The following is a 14,361-nucleotide window of genomic DNA, read 5'->3' as shown; positions in this document are numbered from 1 at the left end:
ACAGACCTATTTGAAAAAACAGGAATTATTGTAAATAATGAAAGTAATATGACTTGAATAGTTAGCTTGTAAAATTGAGACTCAGCACTTGTAAACAACTGGGAACGTGAGCAAACGCTACGGTTTTATTTTTTTTGATTAAAATGATGACCTTTCGGGTCATTTAAACATATTAAAAAGAAAAGTTGTAACTGTTATAAAGAAGCTATTTCTTCTAGAGGAGAATAATTGAGTAAATTTATTTTCATCTTACTATCTTTCAATTCCTAGTAATTCTAGGTTTCAAATAGATTATTGCTAACTTTTGTCTACAATAAAACACAAAGCAACCTTTATGCTAAATTGACATTCTAATAAAAAAAGAAGCCATTAGTATTTAATAATGGCTTCTTTTTAATAATGAAACGTGCAAATTGAAAAAGTATGACTCCCACCAAGGGAGAATGCAGTCAAACATCGGGTTGATGCTGAGTACCATTGGGAATCAAAAGTCTCTGCGATTTTAAAATAAGTCTTATTTTTTCTTTAGATTTCTTAGAAGAACGTATTAAGCTTTTCAAAGGGATAAAAATTTATGAATTTCACATTTATGATAATTTATAACAGTTCGGTGAAAGTATGAAAGAAAACAATGTAAAGAATCTAAAATACGAAATTATAAAAAATCATGAGAAATTATTTGTGAAAAAATTAGACCTTGAGAATGAAGCAAATCGCTTAATGTTAGAAATTAATTTATTAGATGCACAGCATACTCTTGATAAAGTAAATCAGTTAAACCTACAGATAGATGATATAATCTCTGAAATGGATTATTTGAAACAGGCGCTTGAAGCTATTAAGTAAGCTATATCAAAGTATGTCAAATTCTACTATCGTAATCGATTTTAAAAGGAATTTAACGTATTTCCCTAATAGATTATCAGAAAAAACAAGTGGCTGTTTATTTAAAATAAAGTTTGATCATTTATATAAGAAATAAGGCAAAGACTTAACCAATACAACACTAAGTTAAGGAAAGTCAAACGTACTATAAGTGCCCCTTTTACATAAAATAAATTGCTTCCTATAATTTATCTTATGTAAACTAGAAAAAGAAATAAGGCAAACCCTACTCATTTCTGAGTTAGGTTTGTAATTTTTATTTATACATGTAACTGCTGATTAACCAATCTCTTTACTCTCTCATAAGCTTTGACCTCACCTTGGTAAAAACACGCACTGTTCCAGTCTTCTCTTTTCTCCGCATCCTTTCTCCACGCATCAGATCGTTCTAGTAACTTATCAATGTATTCAATAAATTTCTTTCGCTCCATCCAATCACCTTCTTTTATCAAATTTGGAAATATTTTTAAGTTATTTTGATAAGTAATATTTCTAGAATTTAGTGAGAATACCTGTTGAAATTTGATATAATCTCCAGGACTTTTATTTTATTACCTGTTTATGCTCATTTTGATGGGTTATTTTAATTCTTTTTGATTTTAAAAACATTACTTATGTTAATTTAAAGAAAAATAAAAAAAGCTGCCAATACAGCTAGGCAGCCCTTCCTTAAATATCCCTAATTATTCTCTTTGCTATAAACCATAGAGGAGATATACTTATTTCTTTTGCTTGTTTGTTGATTTCTCATTATTCTTCCCTTTTTCAGAAGTAGTAATATCCGTGTCTTCAACATGACTTTCTGGTTTCTGATTGTTTACTGAGGCTGTGACCTCTTCAATCTCTTTGATAACAGGAGAAGTTGTCACTTTAAGTTGAGCTTCTTGTTTCTTATCGGCTGAAAGTTTAACTTTTTCCTCTTTTGAAGCATCAGAAGCAATTGCAGCTGCAACTTCTTGGTAACTTTGATCTACGTGATTATCCATGTTTTGATAGATTTCAGAGTCAGCAAGTTCAGGAATCGCGGGGAGTTCTGATTGTTCAATTTTTGCTTCTTCCTTTAGAACAGTATCCTTCATCTCTTTAATCTCTTGAATTTTACGCTTATCAATGATGACTTCTTCCACAACTACAGGCCTCTTGGTTACTTCAACTCGCTCCTCCATAATAGGAATACGAATGATCTCGTTCTCTGTCAATGGGCTACCATCATACTGACCGTCTATGACCGGGCGGCGTTCTACGTAGACTTCCTCACGCATAACTGGAACCTGGATAGTTCGTAGTTCTTCTACAATTTCCTTACGAAGTTGTATTTCCCCAGTCCGAACTCGCTCTTTCCTTACATTAAGTTGCTCTTCACGAAGTAGCACTGACCTATGCCCCTCTGTCTCGTATGGAGACTCCCTAACCGTAGTATATGAAGGAATTGTTTGAGTTTCATCCACATCAATTAGGACAAGGATTTTCCCTTCCTTTACATCCATTTCACACTGTTTTGCAGTAAAGTTTTGAATCCCCATTCTAACAAGTTTTGAAGTTAGGCCACCAGCTTGGGTAGTAGAAATCATTCCACCTGTCATCATGGTAAGAAAGCTGTCCATCATCACACCTGCCAACGAACTTACAGCTGGTGTTCCAGCTTCTATCATTACATTCGTCTCAGTCCCTAACTGTAAAGTATTATTGCTATCCTTTGCTACTACTAATATGTCTGTTTCACGATACCCTTGATGTTTTAACCCCTTAATCGCATGTATCGCTTCTTGCTCCGAATGAAAAGTCCCTGCAACTCGTTTTCTCGTTCCCATTTTCCCATCCCCTTAAATTTTAATTAAACAAAAACTTCTTTTCACATTTAATTCCATCCTTATTGTGTATATCATGTACCCAGGGTATTTCTATTTAAAACTTAATAAGGATGACTATGTAAATGACCCCTAAATTATAAAATGTAGAAAGATGAAGTAGAGGCAATATCCATATTCGGGAAAACTTTAGAGTTTTTATTGAAAAAGAACGTTTGTTCGTATATAATATGAAAAAGGAAAAACCTCATATTTTTCCTCAATTGAAACATATAGGATACTTAATACAGAGATAATTTACCATTAGTTTTTATGGGGGAGAAAAAGCGATGAATTCTACATACCATCATTTAAAAGATACAAAAAAAGAAGAAGGGCAAAAAGAATTACTTGAGAGAAACCTAGAAGCTCATAGAAGTAGAAGATGGGTAACCAACTCTATTTACGCTATGTCCCTACTTGTAGTCGTACTTTGTTTCTATTTTCATGTACCAAAGGCTGCAATTATTACTCTAATCTTATTTTTGATATGTGCAACTAGCGAAATACTGTATAGAGCGTTAGATAAAAAGATAGAACTACGGTTAAAACGAATTAAACAGGAGAAAAGAAAGATCATATTTAAAGGAAATAAATCCTAACAGCTTTTCTACAAATTCCTTTCTGCTATACAGATTTGAAATTTTTTTCACATGAGAACGAAGAAGACAGAGTTAGCTTTGTTATAGAATAAAGTAAAAAAGCAGTTCTTTAACTACTCAAGGCCTGCTTTTTTACTTTATAGAAGAGAAAGAGTAGCAAAAAATCATCCTTGATAAAGTTTATGACTATGCTGCATTTCTGGATAAGTTGAGTGGCAGATGTAACAACTGCAATTCATCTTACTTCAAAAGTTCTGTAAAGGGTGGCATATTCTTACGTGAATGTCGAGAATGAGGGATGAAAAAGAGTATTTAAACATAGATGATATAGAAAAAGAGAAGGTTAAAAACCTTCTCTTTTTTAGTTTAACTGTGTTTTATCGATAGTTTCCGATGTGGTGTCGTAACCAGTCATCCCTTGGTACCCTGTTGTATACGCACTACCATTAAATACAGGAACCTTTTTAGAATATGACTCATATGTAGTAGATGCCTCAGCTACTCCTCCCGTAATTAATAATCCAAAAGCAGATACTAGGGCAAGTGCCTTACCTTTTTTCATATGTATTTTCTCCTTTTTTTAAGCTATCAACCTTAGGAAATTTTGTTTCAATCCTTTATCCATGATACAATGCATTGTTCTCTCTTTTTTCACTAAGTAAATATAAGCTATAACAATTCTGATGAGTATAGAACAGACTCCTTCCGAACGGAGGAATTCGAGATTAAAATGATCATTAATAAATTGAAAAAGATGTCTAGAAAACAATGGGTGGTTTATTCCCTTATCGTGTTTTGTTTTATCCTCTCCATCATTTTTGTGAATCATAATAGCTCATTCTACAAGCAGCCGATAGCTGAAGTGTTGAGCACCCATTTGCAAAGTAAAGAGAAAGTGACCGACCAGCATAACAATAAGGACCAAATCTATAAACAAAGTATCAAAGCCGAAATAAAAAACGGCAAAGACAAAGGGAAAGTTATTCATTTAGAAAATGAATACTCCTCATCTGGCGCTTATGATCAAAAGTATAAACCCGGTAATGAAATCTTCGTTACAATTGATAAGCCTTCAAAAGAAAAGCACTTAACCGGATCCATTAAGAATGCCAAGCGAGACAAGTACGTTCTGCTTGTCGGATGGCTTTTCATCTTCACGCTCCTTTTTGTCGGTAAGAAACGAGGATTCCTTGCCTTGATTAGCTTGGTGGTTAATGCTGCTCTGATGTCCTTCGCATTGGATATTTACGTGATCAGTTCATACAAAAGCTTAGTTTTCATCTGCAGTATATTGGTCATCTTGTTTACAGTTATTTCGTTGCTGCTCCTCAATGGTGTAAATGAAATGACGTACGCTTCGATCACATCCACACTGCTGGGCATCTTCCTAACGTTAGGAGTTACGTATGCCGTAGTCCATTTTACAGATGGAAACGGATTAAGATATGAAGGAATGCAATTTTTGACTCGTCCGTATGAAATTGTCTTTATGGCTGGCTTGTTGATTGGGTCATTAGGGGCGGTCATGGATGTTTCAATCACCATTTCCTCTTCCCTCTTTGAGCTTTATGAAAAGAATGAAAAGATAAGCTTAACGGCACTTCGAAAATCAGGAATGGACATTGGGAGAGACGTCATGGGCGCATTAACCAACATCTTGTTTTTTGTTTATGCGGCGGGATCCATTCCGTCCATGATTCTGTATTTAAAGAATGCTTCACCATTAGGGTTTACCCTTTCCATGAACCTTTCTTTAGAAATTGCACGTGCACTGGCAGGAGGAATTGGCATTATGCTAACCATCCCAATCGCCGTGTACACATCTATCTATTTTATTAACCAAAAGAGGAAAAGAATATGAATGCATTAGTCATCCTGTCACTGATCCTACTTGCTTTAATGATTTTAATTGGCGGATATAGAGGAATGCGCTCTTTTATATCCTTGTTTTTGAACTTTGGTGTGCTTATGTTTACCATTTTTCTTATGCTCGGCCCGCAAATGAATCCAGTCATCATCACTTTAATTTCATGTGCAAACATTAGTTGTATTAATCTCTTTTTCATTAATAACGTAGATCAAAAAACAGCAACTGCTTTTCTTTCTACAATTGTCACGATTGTTCTTTTGATTGTATTAATTGAGGTGATTGTGAACGTATCTATGATTCAAGGATACGGTGAAGAAGAGACTGAAGAGCTTGCTGTCTTCTCCCTTTTTGTAGGCATTGATTACGTTAAAATAGGAGCTTCTGTCATGATCATCAGTACAATCGGTGCGATTACAGAGGTTGCCATATCAATCACTTCATCAATGGGCGAAACAATGAAGCATCACCCTTCAATCAGCAGAAAAGACTTATTCTTGTCGGGAATGAGGATCGGAAAGGATATTCTTGGCACTGATACGAACACGCTGTTCTTTGCCTTTTTTGGAGGCTATCTCGCACTTCTCATCTGGTTTAAGGATTTACATTATTCCATCGGCGCGATCGTGAACTCCAAAATCTTTGGTGCGGAAATGATGACCATTTTCTTCGCGGGGATTGGAGTAGCTCTCATTATTCCGATTACAGCTTGGATCAATACCTATTTTTCTGTGAAAGCGAGAGAAAAAGCATTGAAAGAAAGTAAGGAGAACTAAATAGAAGAAACAAAAAACCCTCTTCGAATGATACGAAGAGGGTTTTACTCATATTATTAACCGATTGAACCTTCCATCTAAAACTTTAATAAGCGAATAAAGAGGAAGGAAGATGGACGATGAAGAGTACAGGTATTGTAAGAAATATAGGTGAGTTAGGTCGTGGCGTTATTCCAAAAGAATTAAGAAAAGTTCTTTCTATCCAGGAAAAAGATTCTGTAGAAATTTTTGTAGACGATAATCAAATTATTTTGCAAAAGTATAAGCCTTACAATTCAAAAAATTATCTCCTTAGAGCACCAGGTATACCATAGATACATGAGAAATACCATGCTTGCATTGTATATGTATTCCTCAACTCAAAACCACCTATATATGAGATGACATATCTAAAGACGTTCGTAAAAGTGGTGTGTCAGTATAAAGGTGTTCGTATAGTGTTTTTATACGTTTTCGAACACTAAAAAGCGTTTGCTAATTGAATTTCATTCTTGTTCGTAAAGGTATACTTTTACGGACGGTATACTTGAATATTACCAAAGAAGGCTGTAAGAAGGCCTTTTTAATTTTCTATGTATCTAATGGACTTTTGTACGGCGTAATCCCTTCGACTTCACACCTTAATTCATAAAACTTCCTAATTAAAGGATGCACAATAAGGTTGGAACCTATTGCCTCCAGCTTTCTTTTACCTAGCCTTTTATCTAATAATGAAAGAGCCTGAATTATATTATCCTTAGAATTTAATGCCTTTTCAATTGAGAAGTGAGGATACTGAATAAAAGCATCATAAACAAGATCAACATTAAAAATACCTTTGTATTCTAAGATGGTAGTAGAGTATTCTCCATCATCTACTTTTCCAACAAACTCTGGAAAACACTCATATAAACAATCTGGAAAAGGTTTATCTGTTTTCCTCTTTATCTCTATCCAGAGCTTATCATGCTCCATTACATAGTGAGCTGAAGAAGCATTAAAAATTTCTTGTTTGTCTAACGTAACCCAAATGCGTTTTTGCTCCCCAAAATTAACATTATAATGGGTCAAATGAATACTCAATCTATCTTTTAATTTATCGCAAATTAAATCTTCAATATTTCTTTTTACCTTTTTCCACTTCATGCTTATAACCCTTTTCTTTAATAAGAAGATACATAATACCAGTTTTTATGTACCTTTTCTATTTGTTTAAAATCTCCATCGAAGTCGTTTTTTAGAGGTCTCCGGTCGTTTGGGTCATATACAAATCCCGAAAAGTTGTCTAGCATCCCACGATATGTAAAGAAAAGGATTGATTTTGCCTTTCCTTTTCCTTCTAGCACAACGTCTCCACCACCTTTAGACAACCGATTATATTCCTTAGATAAGTGAATAAGTGATGGATTATCAGATACATTAGGTTTTATGATGCCATTCTCTACCTTAGTTGCAACCTCTTCTCTTTTATCCTGATGGACTTTGAAGTTCATATCTAAATTAACTTGATTAAACGGAAAGAAAAACCATATTAAAATAGCTATAAGCTGGATAAGCAAAGGTTGCCAATACTTATATTTAAAAAGATGAACCAGTGTCCACCCAGTTACAAAGATAAAAGATGCATATACACCTAGCCAAATGGGCAGCATTAAAAATTCCGTTATAAGAGCAACTAAATCCCATTGAAAAAAAGACGTTAAAATAACTAGTAAACTACTTATTAATGATAAAAATAACAATTGATTACGTTTCACGAATATTCCTCTTTTTGAAATAATTAATTTTAATCTCATCAAATATCCATTATGGGATCATCATAATGGGTAAATAAAATTAGCTTTGATGAATGTTCCTGGAATGCGTTTTATATCAACTTATGATATAAGGAAATTAAAAAACCTTTGAGAGCATTCATTCCCAAAGGTTTAAGCCTTAACTATTTATTTATCGTAAAGAAAGGTAATCCCCTCATTGGTACATGGTAATGTTTCAATAATACCCAAATATTTAGGACAGCTGCTAAGCTCCCAAACGATAGTAAAAGTTCTAGAATTTCTACTTCTTTGTCTGAATTCATATGTATCATTCCTCTTAATGAATATGTAAGATATTAATAATAACTGGAATAATATTAATATATTTACTTAATAATTTATATCTTACATTTTTTCTAGTTAAGTTTAAAGATGTTTTTGAAGTTTTTAACTTAAAATTAGGTTTACGATACTATTTGCTTTTTATAATCGTCATTATGGTAACTAAAAATGTCTACTTTTGGGGGCGATGCAGTTTATAATATTTACAAAAAAGCACATTTTTACTGTTAAAGCTCTTCTGGCCAACCTTCTCTATTTGAAAACGTCTCATAACTATATCCACTTATGTATTCGAGTTCTTTCTCCTTTTTCAAATAGTAAGCCTCTGATGAAAGAGACAACAAGATTTCAAATTCAGTATTTTTAAGCATTTTTTTAGGGTTAGATAAGATGTCCTCAAACACTTTTTGTCCACGAGCGACTACTGCACATCTGGCATATAAAAAGAGGTCAGGTGAGAATGCTTGATTTTGTTCTGAAAAGCAGTATTCTCCCATTTCTTTTGCATGTTCTTCTGTATCTAATAAGAAAAGCTTATAAGATAGAGTCTCTTCAAAATGTCTTATTTTCCATGCAGTGAAAGTAGAAAGTTCCTTGATAGCAGCCTCTACAATAGCCTCTTCATCTTCCTTACTCCAGTCTAATAAAGAAATAATGTCCCAAAAGACTTGGTCATTCATCATTTTCTTTGGTTTTACAATCTTATTTCTACGAGCGTAGGCATCGGCTTCCTCTATTTTCTTCTGCATCTCAAGTTTAAACCCTTGGGGATCAGTTTCTTCTCGCCATTTATAATAAACATCTATCCCACATTCTTTTGACCATTTTCCAGCGTATATATTAGACTCAATCTCTATTTCATCTGTAGTTAGAGGGATATTCCCGATAAAAATTAACTCTTTAGGTAACTTTCCATCTACCCATTCAAATAAAGGCTTTTCTAGTCCATCTGCTATAGATTCCGTAATTAAAATTTGATGAATTCCTTTAGATTCTATTGTTGGAATCTGTTCATCTATATAACTTGTAATACCAAGAAGATAAGAGCGATCAATGATATCCATTACTTTAACTGCACCATACTTATTCATTGGTAACGGTGTAGCAAAAATATCGCCTACTTGTACTGACTTTTTTGAATTCACTATATGCAATTCCTTTCAATTAATAATTTAGTTATTAGTAGAAGGTACCTGTCAATCATTCTGTATGACATACAAAATGTGTTATAAGTAGTTATTCTTTAATTCTCATTATCGGATCTTGATCATGAAATCCTATGCATAGTGGGACATTCAGTTTCATGCTTTTTGCAACTGTTCCAAAAGCCACAAGCGTTCTTACAATTAAAAATAGTGTTATAGCCTTTGCCTTTTCTGTAGCCTCAAAGCCGTTCTCTTTATAAACTTGAGCAAACTCTTTGTTACTAGGCCCTTCAATTTGGTCTATCCAATCACTGGCCCAGTCATCATCTTCTTCAAAGAGACTACTATATCCACCGCAAATAAAAAATGTACTTTCCCAATTATTATCCATATCATATTCAAAATAAATGGCTTTTGCAGACTGTTCATTTACTATACGCACAGCTTCTTCAAGGCTAATCTTTACTTTCATTTGAAAAGTATCTAGATTTATATTGTGAATCCGTTCTGCTTCGTTACTTTCCACGTTAGTAGAGCATAATTCATAATACTTAGCTTCCATTTCTTCATATGATTTCTCAAACAATTCTGCTTGTAGTCCATCTAAGCAATCAAAGATATTCATTACGTTTCTTCCTTTCCATAAATACTGTCTAAATAATAAAACCTAATGATCGATACTTACTATCTAGGTAATTTTCTACGTTTTTTTGGGTATATATATATAGAATCTGAGCTTGAAGACAGTGCCTGTACTAACGCACATTCATATAATTCTTTTAATGTATCGTTCTCCGCATAAACCTTCATGTATTCAATACCGTTAGAGGCTGAAAAGCAAAGACCAATTAGCTTTTCTTTAGTAACTATATCTTTACAAAATCTAATAGCTGCAGCACTTTCTCCTGAATTGGGATTTTCCAAAATACCAGGATCATAACAGGAAGTGAAAATATTTAGCTTCTTAATCTCTTCTGGCTCTAAAAAGATTAAGATAGAACCTCTCTGCCATCCTGTTGCATTCCAAAGTTGTTCATATCCTTTGATGACTTCCTTTTTAAAATCTAGTTGGTATTTGTTACGAGTAAAAGAAAGTATATCAGTACACTGTTGAAATAATTCTGTATCTTTTTTGAGACCATACACATAGCACTCTTTGGCACACAAGAGTAGTGGGCGAAGAATTAACTCATGTGCTGGAAGTGCCTCATTCTCTTCATAATCATAAAATCCATTTGGGATTAAGTTAACAAAAAAATGATCCAAGACAGCCCCACCTTTCAACTAAAATCAATTATTTCAATGGAACAAATACTGACTATAGAATTTAGAGCTTGTTTTATTCAGATATATTTTTAATATCAAATTCAAATACAGATTTTTTCTCCTCTTTAGACATGCCAGTAAAGAATTTTTTATGTACTCTCAATTTTTTTGTTTTTGTAGGAAATAGCGTTTCTAACCATGTGGCCCCCATAGGAGTATGCTCTGGTGTAGCATTTATCTTTTCGAGAAATTCTTCATATTCTTTTAAAACTTCCTCATTTATGAGTGAAACATCTATTTTCCTGCTTTCATAATCAAGCCTAGCAAGGTCTTTTGCTGTAACATATCCTTCAATGGTTTTTACAACTCCAAATTCCGAAGGCATACGTTTACTATTTAAAGAAACGAAGAAATAAAGATAATTTGGTAAACGAAAAAGCCCCTTTTTTGTATCTTTTTTATTAGCAAGATAAAGCCAATCTCCCCGGCTAGCATAACAATTTAAATCTTTATTATTAAACCCCACTAACATTTGCTTGTACTTCTTCATAATAGTAACTCCCTCATACAATAATTAACTTAATTATATATTCTAAGTTGTGAATGGTGTATAAATTTATAATATAGTCGGGCAGGTAGCGCTCGTTAGAGTACCCACTTGCCCGACCTAAGTGAAAATCTATATCTTATAGAACTTATTAAACATAATTCATGTTGGGTTATAATAAAGTTACCAATTATATAAAAGTGAGGACTTATCATGATAAATGAACCTTATGGACAGCATTGGAAGGGTCATAAAGGCTTTAGAGCTATTGAAGGTAGTGATGTTTATAATCATCGTTTTGGAGGACAAGAATGGAATGTACCAAAATGTCAGTTATGTGGCGAAGATTTACATCAGATTTTATGTTTTGATCTAAGGGATGATAGATTAAGTGAACTAAGAACTTCTAAACTAGAAGAATTACCTTTAATATCGTGCTTAAATTGTTCTACTTTATGGGATCCTCAACTATTTCAATTAAATCCTACAACAAAAAATGTTACTATTTTAAGCCAAAATGATAAGGAAAAATGGATTCAAGACGAAGAAGATAAAATACCTGTTCCTCTTCCTTATACGAAATTCAAACTTATCAATATGTTAGAAGAAGATATACCAGTCAATGAAGACACCTACTATGATGCATTTGACTTATTTGGTCAGGAGTATATATGTAGAGTGTTGGGAGCGCCTCTATACGCTGAAAAGCCAAATGATATAAGCTGTCCAACCTGTAACCATGACATGCAATATGTTTCCAGTATCACTCATGATTTTGAAGTAGAACTTGTATCCGTGGTGGACCTTTTCTTGGGAGAAATGATTATCTATTTTTATTTTTGTAAGGAATGTTTAACCCTCAAAACAGAGGTACAAGGTACATAATAACTACAAAAGTCCTTGTAAGGGCTTTTTGAACTTCTATTGATAAAAAATATTATGGTAACTGAAATGTATAATTTTACGAACATATAATTTTTCATTTTTTAGAATGTGATTATGGATATTAAAAAGAAGCCACTACGATTGTTTGGCTTCTTTTCACGTGTACAATGAATCTAGTTACTATTTTCGTCAGACCATTTGTCTTCACTATCGATCCATTTTTTCTTCTTTAAATCAAAAGATTCTATATCATCGTGAAAGTCTAGATAAACAGGCAACTTTATCCCATTATCGCCAGCTTTATTCCAACAAGACATAAACCAGTTTGAAATCAATTCTTTCTCAGCAGCAGATATTTCTTCTTCATTTTGTTCATAAAAATCCCAAAACTCATCTGAATGCTCGTCGGCTAGCTCATAGTATTCAAACTCTTCAAGTAGCTCATAACTACCTGAAAAAATGGCACGATCGTTTCCTTCATAGAAAACTTCGTTCGCTTCATTATCCATAGAAAACATCATAATAGACAAATCAAATGGCTGAATGAAGATTTCAAAGTCCAGTAAATCAATGCCCTTATAATAATGAAAAGTATGTACTTTTTCGATATTGTTAATTAACTTATCTTCATTTTGTTCAAGTGTTTTCTTTAATGAACCCATATATGAATCAACCGTAAATAACTTATCACCTTTATTTTCTTCGTTTGTATGCTTCCAAGTATCAAAGCGCTCATTAATCTTTGTATTAATAGTCTCATAATTATTCCACGTATCTTCTACCTCATAAAGGGATTTTATATGAGGAAGTATAGCTTCATAATCATCTAAATAAGTTCCTTTATCGAAATCAAAGTAATCTTTTGTAAAGGCCCTTCCTTCCGCATTCAGCATATCGCTGGCAAAGACGCCATCCCATTCCATGTATATTTCAGTTCCGGTCATGTTCTTTTGTTTAAACTTTATAATTTCTTGCGCAGCTTCTTCTTCAAATTCTTTGCTATATAGGTTCTCTTCAATAATCCAACCGAGATACATTCCAGTATGAACGAATGCCTGTTTTTCACTTAAGTTACTCGGGAAATCTCCTTCATAATGCCATTTAGCTTTATCATAGACGGTTGTCATGGCCTCTTCCTCTTTCTCTATATCTTCTATTAAGGTAGTTTCCTCTTGTTCATAACTACTTTTTTTATTTAATGAGTCTTCGCAACCTTGCAGGAACAAAATAATAAACATAAAAACTGGAATACATTTGACTTTATACACAATTCCCTCCACAAGTTAAATCAGAAATAAACGATATACTGCATTATATACTTTAAAGATTAATAAAAATATACCTTTGTTTATAATTTGATACTGTATAGATTACATCAGCAAAGAAACACTAAGAAAAATTAAAACATCAGGAGAAATTTATGTTGAAAAGATTGATGATATCTATTTGTTTGATCTCTTTGCTCAATACTGGGTTGGAAACAATGTCTTATGCTATCTCACAGAACACCGATACAGCTAAGGATTCAAGAGCCTTAATGTACAATGATATGTTAATGGTTATATTAAACGAAAAAACTGAAGAAATAGCTAATCAATATTATTTTAAGAAGTTAAAACAACGAGTTGCTGTTTACCCCTATGATATGAATGTGGTGAAAGTAAAGAGAATAAATGGATTTCGTGGATTTGATTTTTTAATTACTATTGAAACACAACCATCAATTGGGGCTCATAACTCTGTCGGAAAGGATCGTTTCACATTTCAAATAAGTCCTTCTTTATCAGAGAAAGATAGTATAAAACTTATTGAGTTTAAGCATTTAAAATCATACAGTATCCCACTGCATCTAAGAGATTGAAGTTTCTATACATATTTTCTTTCCTCAAATGATAATGCCTTAAATAAAGAGTAAATAAAGAAAAGCCTTCTTTTAAACAAAGAGGGCTTTTAAGTTTAATTTTGTGGAAATAAAAATGCTTGTTTAAACTTTCGTGCAGGATATTTCTTTCCGTCCTTCATAACTCTAAAGGGTTCCTCTTTCCAAGTTACAACTACTTCAATCTTTTTTGAGTCAACCGAAATAGGTTGATTTTGATGATGGAAGAAATTCTGTGAATCAGGTATTTTATATGTGATTAATTCAGCTTTAGTATTTGTATTTGGCTCATCCCTATAGATTTCTACTGTAGCATCATAAACCTGTGCACCTAAGTTTCTCACATCGATACTATAGGTATCAAACTCATCATTACCCTTCAAATTGTTAACATCGGGTTTGTCTATTTTTACTTTCCAGTGGTTTGATGATTGAGACGTAGGAAACTTTTCTGGTGTATAAGCGTAAGTATTAACAGAACCAAAAATGATGGAACATAAACAACTACCAACAAGTAAGATATGTGCTTTCTTCATTATAGATTCCTCCAAACTAAAAGATAAGAGTATTATTCTTCCAATTAG

Annotated in this window: 17 protein-coding genes and 1 pseudogene; 7 read left to right on the top strand and 11 right to left on the bottom strand. The window is 33.1% G+C overall.

The genetic code is table 11. The features are described 5' to 3' along the window. Nucleotides 1-618: 618 nt before the first annotated feature. On the top strand, nt 619-846 hold the full coding sequence (locus ACOZIR_RS24150) for a hypothetical protein (RefSeq protein WP_421535973.1): 228 nt from the start codon (nt 619-621) through the stop codon (nt 844-846). Nucleotides 847-1,145: 299 nt separating this feature from the next. Here the strand turns inward: ACOZIR_RS24150 and ACOZIR_RS24145 are convergent, their stop codons facing one another. Then, entirely contained in the window at nt 1,146-1,316 is a 171-nt protein-coding gene (locus tag ACOZIR_RS24145) for a hypothetical protein (RefSeq protein WP_221816182.1), read from the bottom strand. Nucleotides 1,317-1,604: 288 nt separating this feature from the next. Then, entirely contained in the window at nt 1,605-2,696 is a 1,092-nt protein-coding gene (locus ACOZIR_RS24140; protein ID WP_421535972.1) for a YsnF/AvaK domain-containing protein, read from the bottom strand. A 326-nt stretch (nt 2,697-3,022) separates the two neighbouring features. Here ACOZIR_RS24140 and ACOZIR_RS24135 point away from each other — a divergent pair, with 326 nt between their 5' ends. Further along, complete coding sequence (locus tag ACOZIR_RS24135) at nt 3,023-3,334, top strand: hypothetical protein (protein WP_016763738.1); 312 nt, start codon at nt 3,023-3,025, stop codon at nt 3,332-3,334. 361 nt (nt 3,335-3,695) lie between these two features. Here ACOZIR_RS24135 and ACOZIR_RS24130 read toward each other — a convergent pair whose 3' ends face one another. Next, nucleotides 3,696-3,896, bottom strand: coding sequence for a hypothetical protein (locus tag ACOZIR_RS24130; RefSeq protein WP_421535971.1), 201 nt, complete (start codon nt 3,894-3,896; stop codon nt 3,696-3,698). 162 nt (nt 3,897-4,058) lie between these two features. Between ACOZIR_RS24130 and ACOZIR_RS24125 the strand changes: the two genes are divergently transcribed. The 3 genes from ACOZIR_RS24125 (at nt 4,059) to ACOZIR_RS24115 (ending at nt 6,291) form a co-directional block, all read left to right on the top strand. Next, on the top strand, nt 4,059-5,195 hold the full coding sequence (locus ACOZIR_RS24125; RefSeq protein ID WP_421536000.1) for a YibE/F family protein: 1,137 nt from the start codon (nt 4,059-4,061) through the stop codon (nt 5,193-5,195). Beyond that, the gene (locus ACOZIR_RS24120; protein WP_421535970.1) at nt 5,192-5,977 is read left to right on the top strand and encodes a YibE/F family protein; all 786 of its coding nucleotides are present in this window, start codon (nt 5,192-5,194) and stop codon (nt 5,975-5,977) included. Before ACOZIR_RS24125 ends, ACOZIR_RS24120 begins: the two co-directional genes overlap by 4 nt. 119 nt (nt 5,978-6,096) lie before the next feature. Continuing rightward, complete coding sequence (locus ACOZIR_RS24115) at nt 6,097-6,291, top strand: AbrB/MazE/SpoVT family DNA-binding domain-containing protein (RefSeq protein WP_421535969.1); 195 nt, start codon at nt 6,097-6,099, stop codon at nt 6,289-6,291. A gap of 256 nt (nt 6,292-6,547) precedes the next feature. Here ACOZIR_RS24115 and ACOZIR_RS24110 read toward each other — a convergent pair whose 3' ends face one another. The 6 genes from ACOZIR_RS24110 to ACOZIR_RS24085 all read right to left on the bottom strand — a co-directional run bounded on the left by ACOZIR_RS24110 (nt 6,548) and on the right by ACOZIR_RS24085 (nt 11,016). Beyond that, complete coding sequence (locus ACOZIR_RS24110; RefSeq protein WP_421535968.1) at nt 6,548-7,102, bottom strand: SF0329 family protein; 555 nt, start codon at nt 7,100-7,102, stop codon at nt 6,548-6,550. A gap of 17 nt (nt 7,103-7,119) precedes the next feature. Then, on the bottom strand, nt 7,120-7,713 hold the full coding sequence (locus ACOZIR_RS24105) for a hypothetical protein (protein ID WP_421535967.1): 594 nt from the start codon (nt 7,711-7,713) through the stop codon (nt 7,120-7,122). 569 nt (nt 7,714-8,282) lie between these two features. Beyond that, nucleotides 8,283-9,200: a DUF4240 domain-containing protein gene (locus tag ACOZIR_RS24100; RefSeq protein WP_421535966.1), complete on the bottom strand. Its 918-nt coding sequence runs from the start codon at nt 9,198-9,200 to the stop codon at nt 8,283-8,285. A 91-nt stretch (nt 9,201-9,291) separates the two neighbouring features. Then, a complete protein-coding gene (locus ACOZIR_RS24095; RefSeq protein ID WP_421535965.1) occupies nt 9,292-9,825 on the bottom strand; it encodes a hypothetical protein in 534 nt (177 codons plus the stop codon). A 59-nt stretch (nt 9,826-9,884) separates the two neighbouring features. Next, complete coding sequence (locus ACOZIR_RS24090; protein ID WP_421535964.1) at nt 9,885-10,466, bottom strand: hypothetical protein; 582 nt, start codon at nt 10,464-10,466, stop codon at nt 9,885-9,887. A 73-nt stretch (nt 10,467-10,539) separates the two neighbouring features. Further along, nucleotides 10,540-11,016: a hypothetical protein gene (locus ACOZIR_RS24085; RefSeq protein ID WP_421535963.1), complete on the bottom strand. Its 477-nt coding sequence runs from the start codon at nt 11,014-11,016 to the stop codon at nt 10,540-10,542. A gap of 210 nt (nt 11,017-11,226) precedes the next feature. Here ACOZIR_RS24085 and ACOZIR_RS24080 point away from each other — a divergent pair, with 210 nt between their 5' ends. Continuing rightward, nucleotides 11,227-11,898, top strand: a complete 672-nt coding sequence (locus tag ACOZIR_RS24080; RefSeq protein WP_421535962.1) for a hypothetical protein — start codon at nt 11,227-11,229, stop codon at nt 11,896-11,898. A 713-nt stretch (nt 11,899-12,611) separates the two neighbouring features. On the opposite strand, the pseudogene ACOZIR_RS24075 reads toward ACOZIR_RS24080, so the two are convergent. Beyond that, a pseudogene (locus ACOZIR_RS24075) lies at nt 12,612-13,025 on the bottom strand (hypothetical protein); the annotation flags it as partial. Nucleotides 13,026-13,318: 293 nt separating this feature from the next. Between ACOZIR_RS24075 and ACOZIR_RS24070 the strand changes: the two are divergent. Further along, complete coding sequence (locus ACOZIR_RS24070; protein WP_325077376.1) at nt 13,319-13,759, top strand: DUF3888 domain-containing protein; 441 nt, start codon at nt 13,319-13,321, stop codon at nt 13,757-13,759. Nucleotides 13,760-13,854: 95 nt separating this feature from the next. On the opposite strand, the gene ACOZIR_RS24065 is transcribed toward ACOZIR_RS24070, so the two are convergent. After that, on the bottom strand, nt 13,855-14,313 hold the full coding sequence (locus tag ACOZIR_RS24065) for a hypothetical protein (RefSeq protein WP_421535961.1): 459 nt from the start codon (nt 14,311-14,313) through the stop codon (nt 13,855-13,857). Nucleotides 14,314-14,361: the final 48 nt, after the last annotated feature.

It is taken from the genome of Priestia sp. D3YE.R1 (genome assembly GCF_049199565.1).
GTDB lineage: Bacteria > Bacillota > Bacilli > Bacillales > Bacillaceae_H > Priestia > Priestia aryabhattai.
Note: the sequence above shows the minus strand (reverse complement) of the source record. Positions and strands in the feature narration are given on the sequence as shown.

Excerpts from the sequence above, each read along its gene's own strand:
- ACOZIR_RS24150 (WP_421535973.1), top strand. The coding sequence starts at position 619 with ATGAAAGAAAACAATGTAAAGAATCTAAAATACGAAATTATAAAAAAT.
- ACOZIR_RS24145 (WP_221816182.1), bottom strand. The coding sequence starts at position 1,316 with ATGGAGCGAAAGAAATTTATTGAATACATTGATAAGTTACTAGAACGA.
- ACOZIR_RS24140 (WP_421535972.1), bottom strand. The coding sequence starts at position 2,696 with ATGGGAACGAGAAAACGAGTTGCAGGGACTTTTCATTCGGAGCAAGAA.
- ACOZIR_RS24135 (WP_016763738.1), top strand. The coding sequence starts at position 3,023 with ATGAATTCTACATACCATCATTTAAAAGATACAAAAAAAGAAGAAGGG.
- ACOZIR_RS24130 (WP_421535971.1), bottom strand. The coding sequence starts at position 3,896 with ATGAAAAAAGGTAAGGCACTTGCCCTAGTATCTGCTTTTGGATTATTA.
- ACOZIR_RS24120 (WP_421535970.1), top strand. The coding sequence starts at position 5,192 with ATGAATGCATTAGTCATCCTGTCACTGATCCTACTTGCTTTAATGATT.
- ACOZIR_RS24115 (WP_421535969.1), top strand. The coding sequence starts at position 6,097 with ATGAAGAGTACAGGTATTGTAAGAAATATAGGTGAGTTAGGTCGTGGC.
- ACOZIR_RS24110 (WP_421535968.1), bottom strand. The coding sequence starts at position 7,102 with ATGAAGTGGAAAAAGGTAAAAAGAAATATTGAAGATTTAATTTGCGAT.
- ACOZIR_RS24095 (WP_421535965.1), bottom strand. The coding sequence starts at position 9,825 with ATGAATATCTTTGATTGCTTAGATGGACTACAAGCAGAATTGTTTGAG.
- ACOZIR_RS24085 (WP_421535963.1), bottom strand. The coding sequence starts at position 11,016 with ATGAAGAAGTACAAGCAAATGTTAGTGGGGTTTAATAATAAAGATTTA.
- ACOZIR_RS24080 (WP_421535962.1), top strand. The coding sequence starts at position 11,227 with ATGATAAATGAACCTTATGGACAGCATTGGAAGGGTCATAAAGGCTTT.
- ACOZIR_RS24070 (WP_325077376.1), top strand. The coding sequence starts at position 13,319 with ATGTTGAAAAGATTGATGATATCTATTTGTTTGATCTCTTTGCTCAAT.
- ACOZIR_RS24065 (WP_421535961.1), bottom strand. The coding sequence starts at position 14,313 with ATGAAGAAAGCACATATCTTACTTGTTGGTAGTTGTTTATGTTCCATC.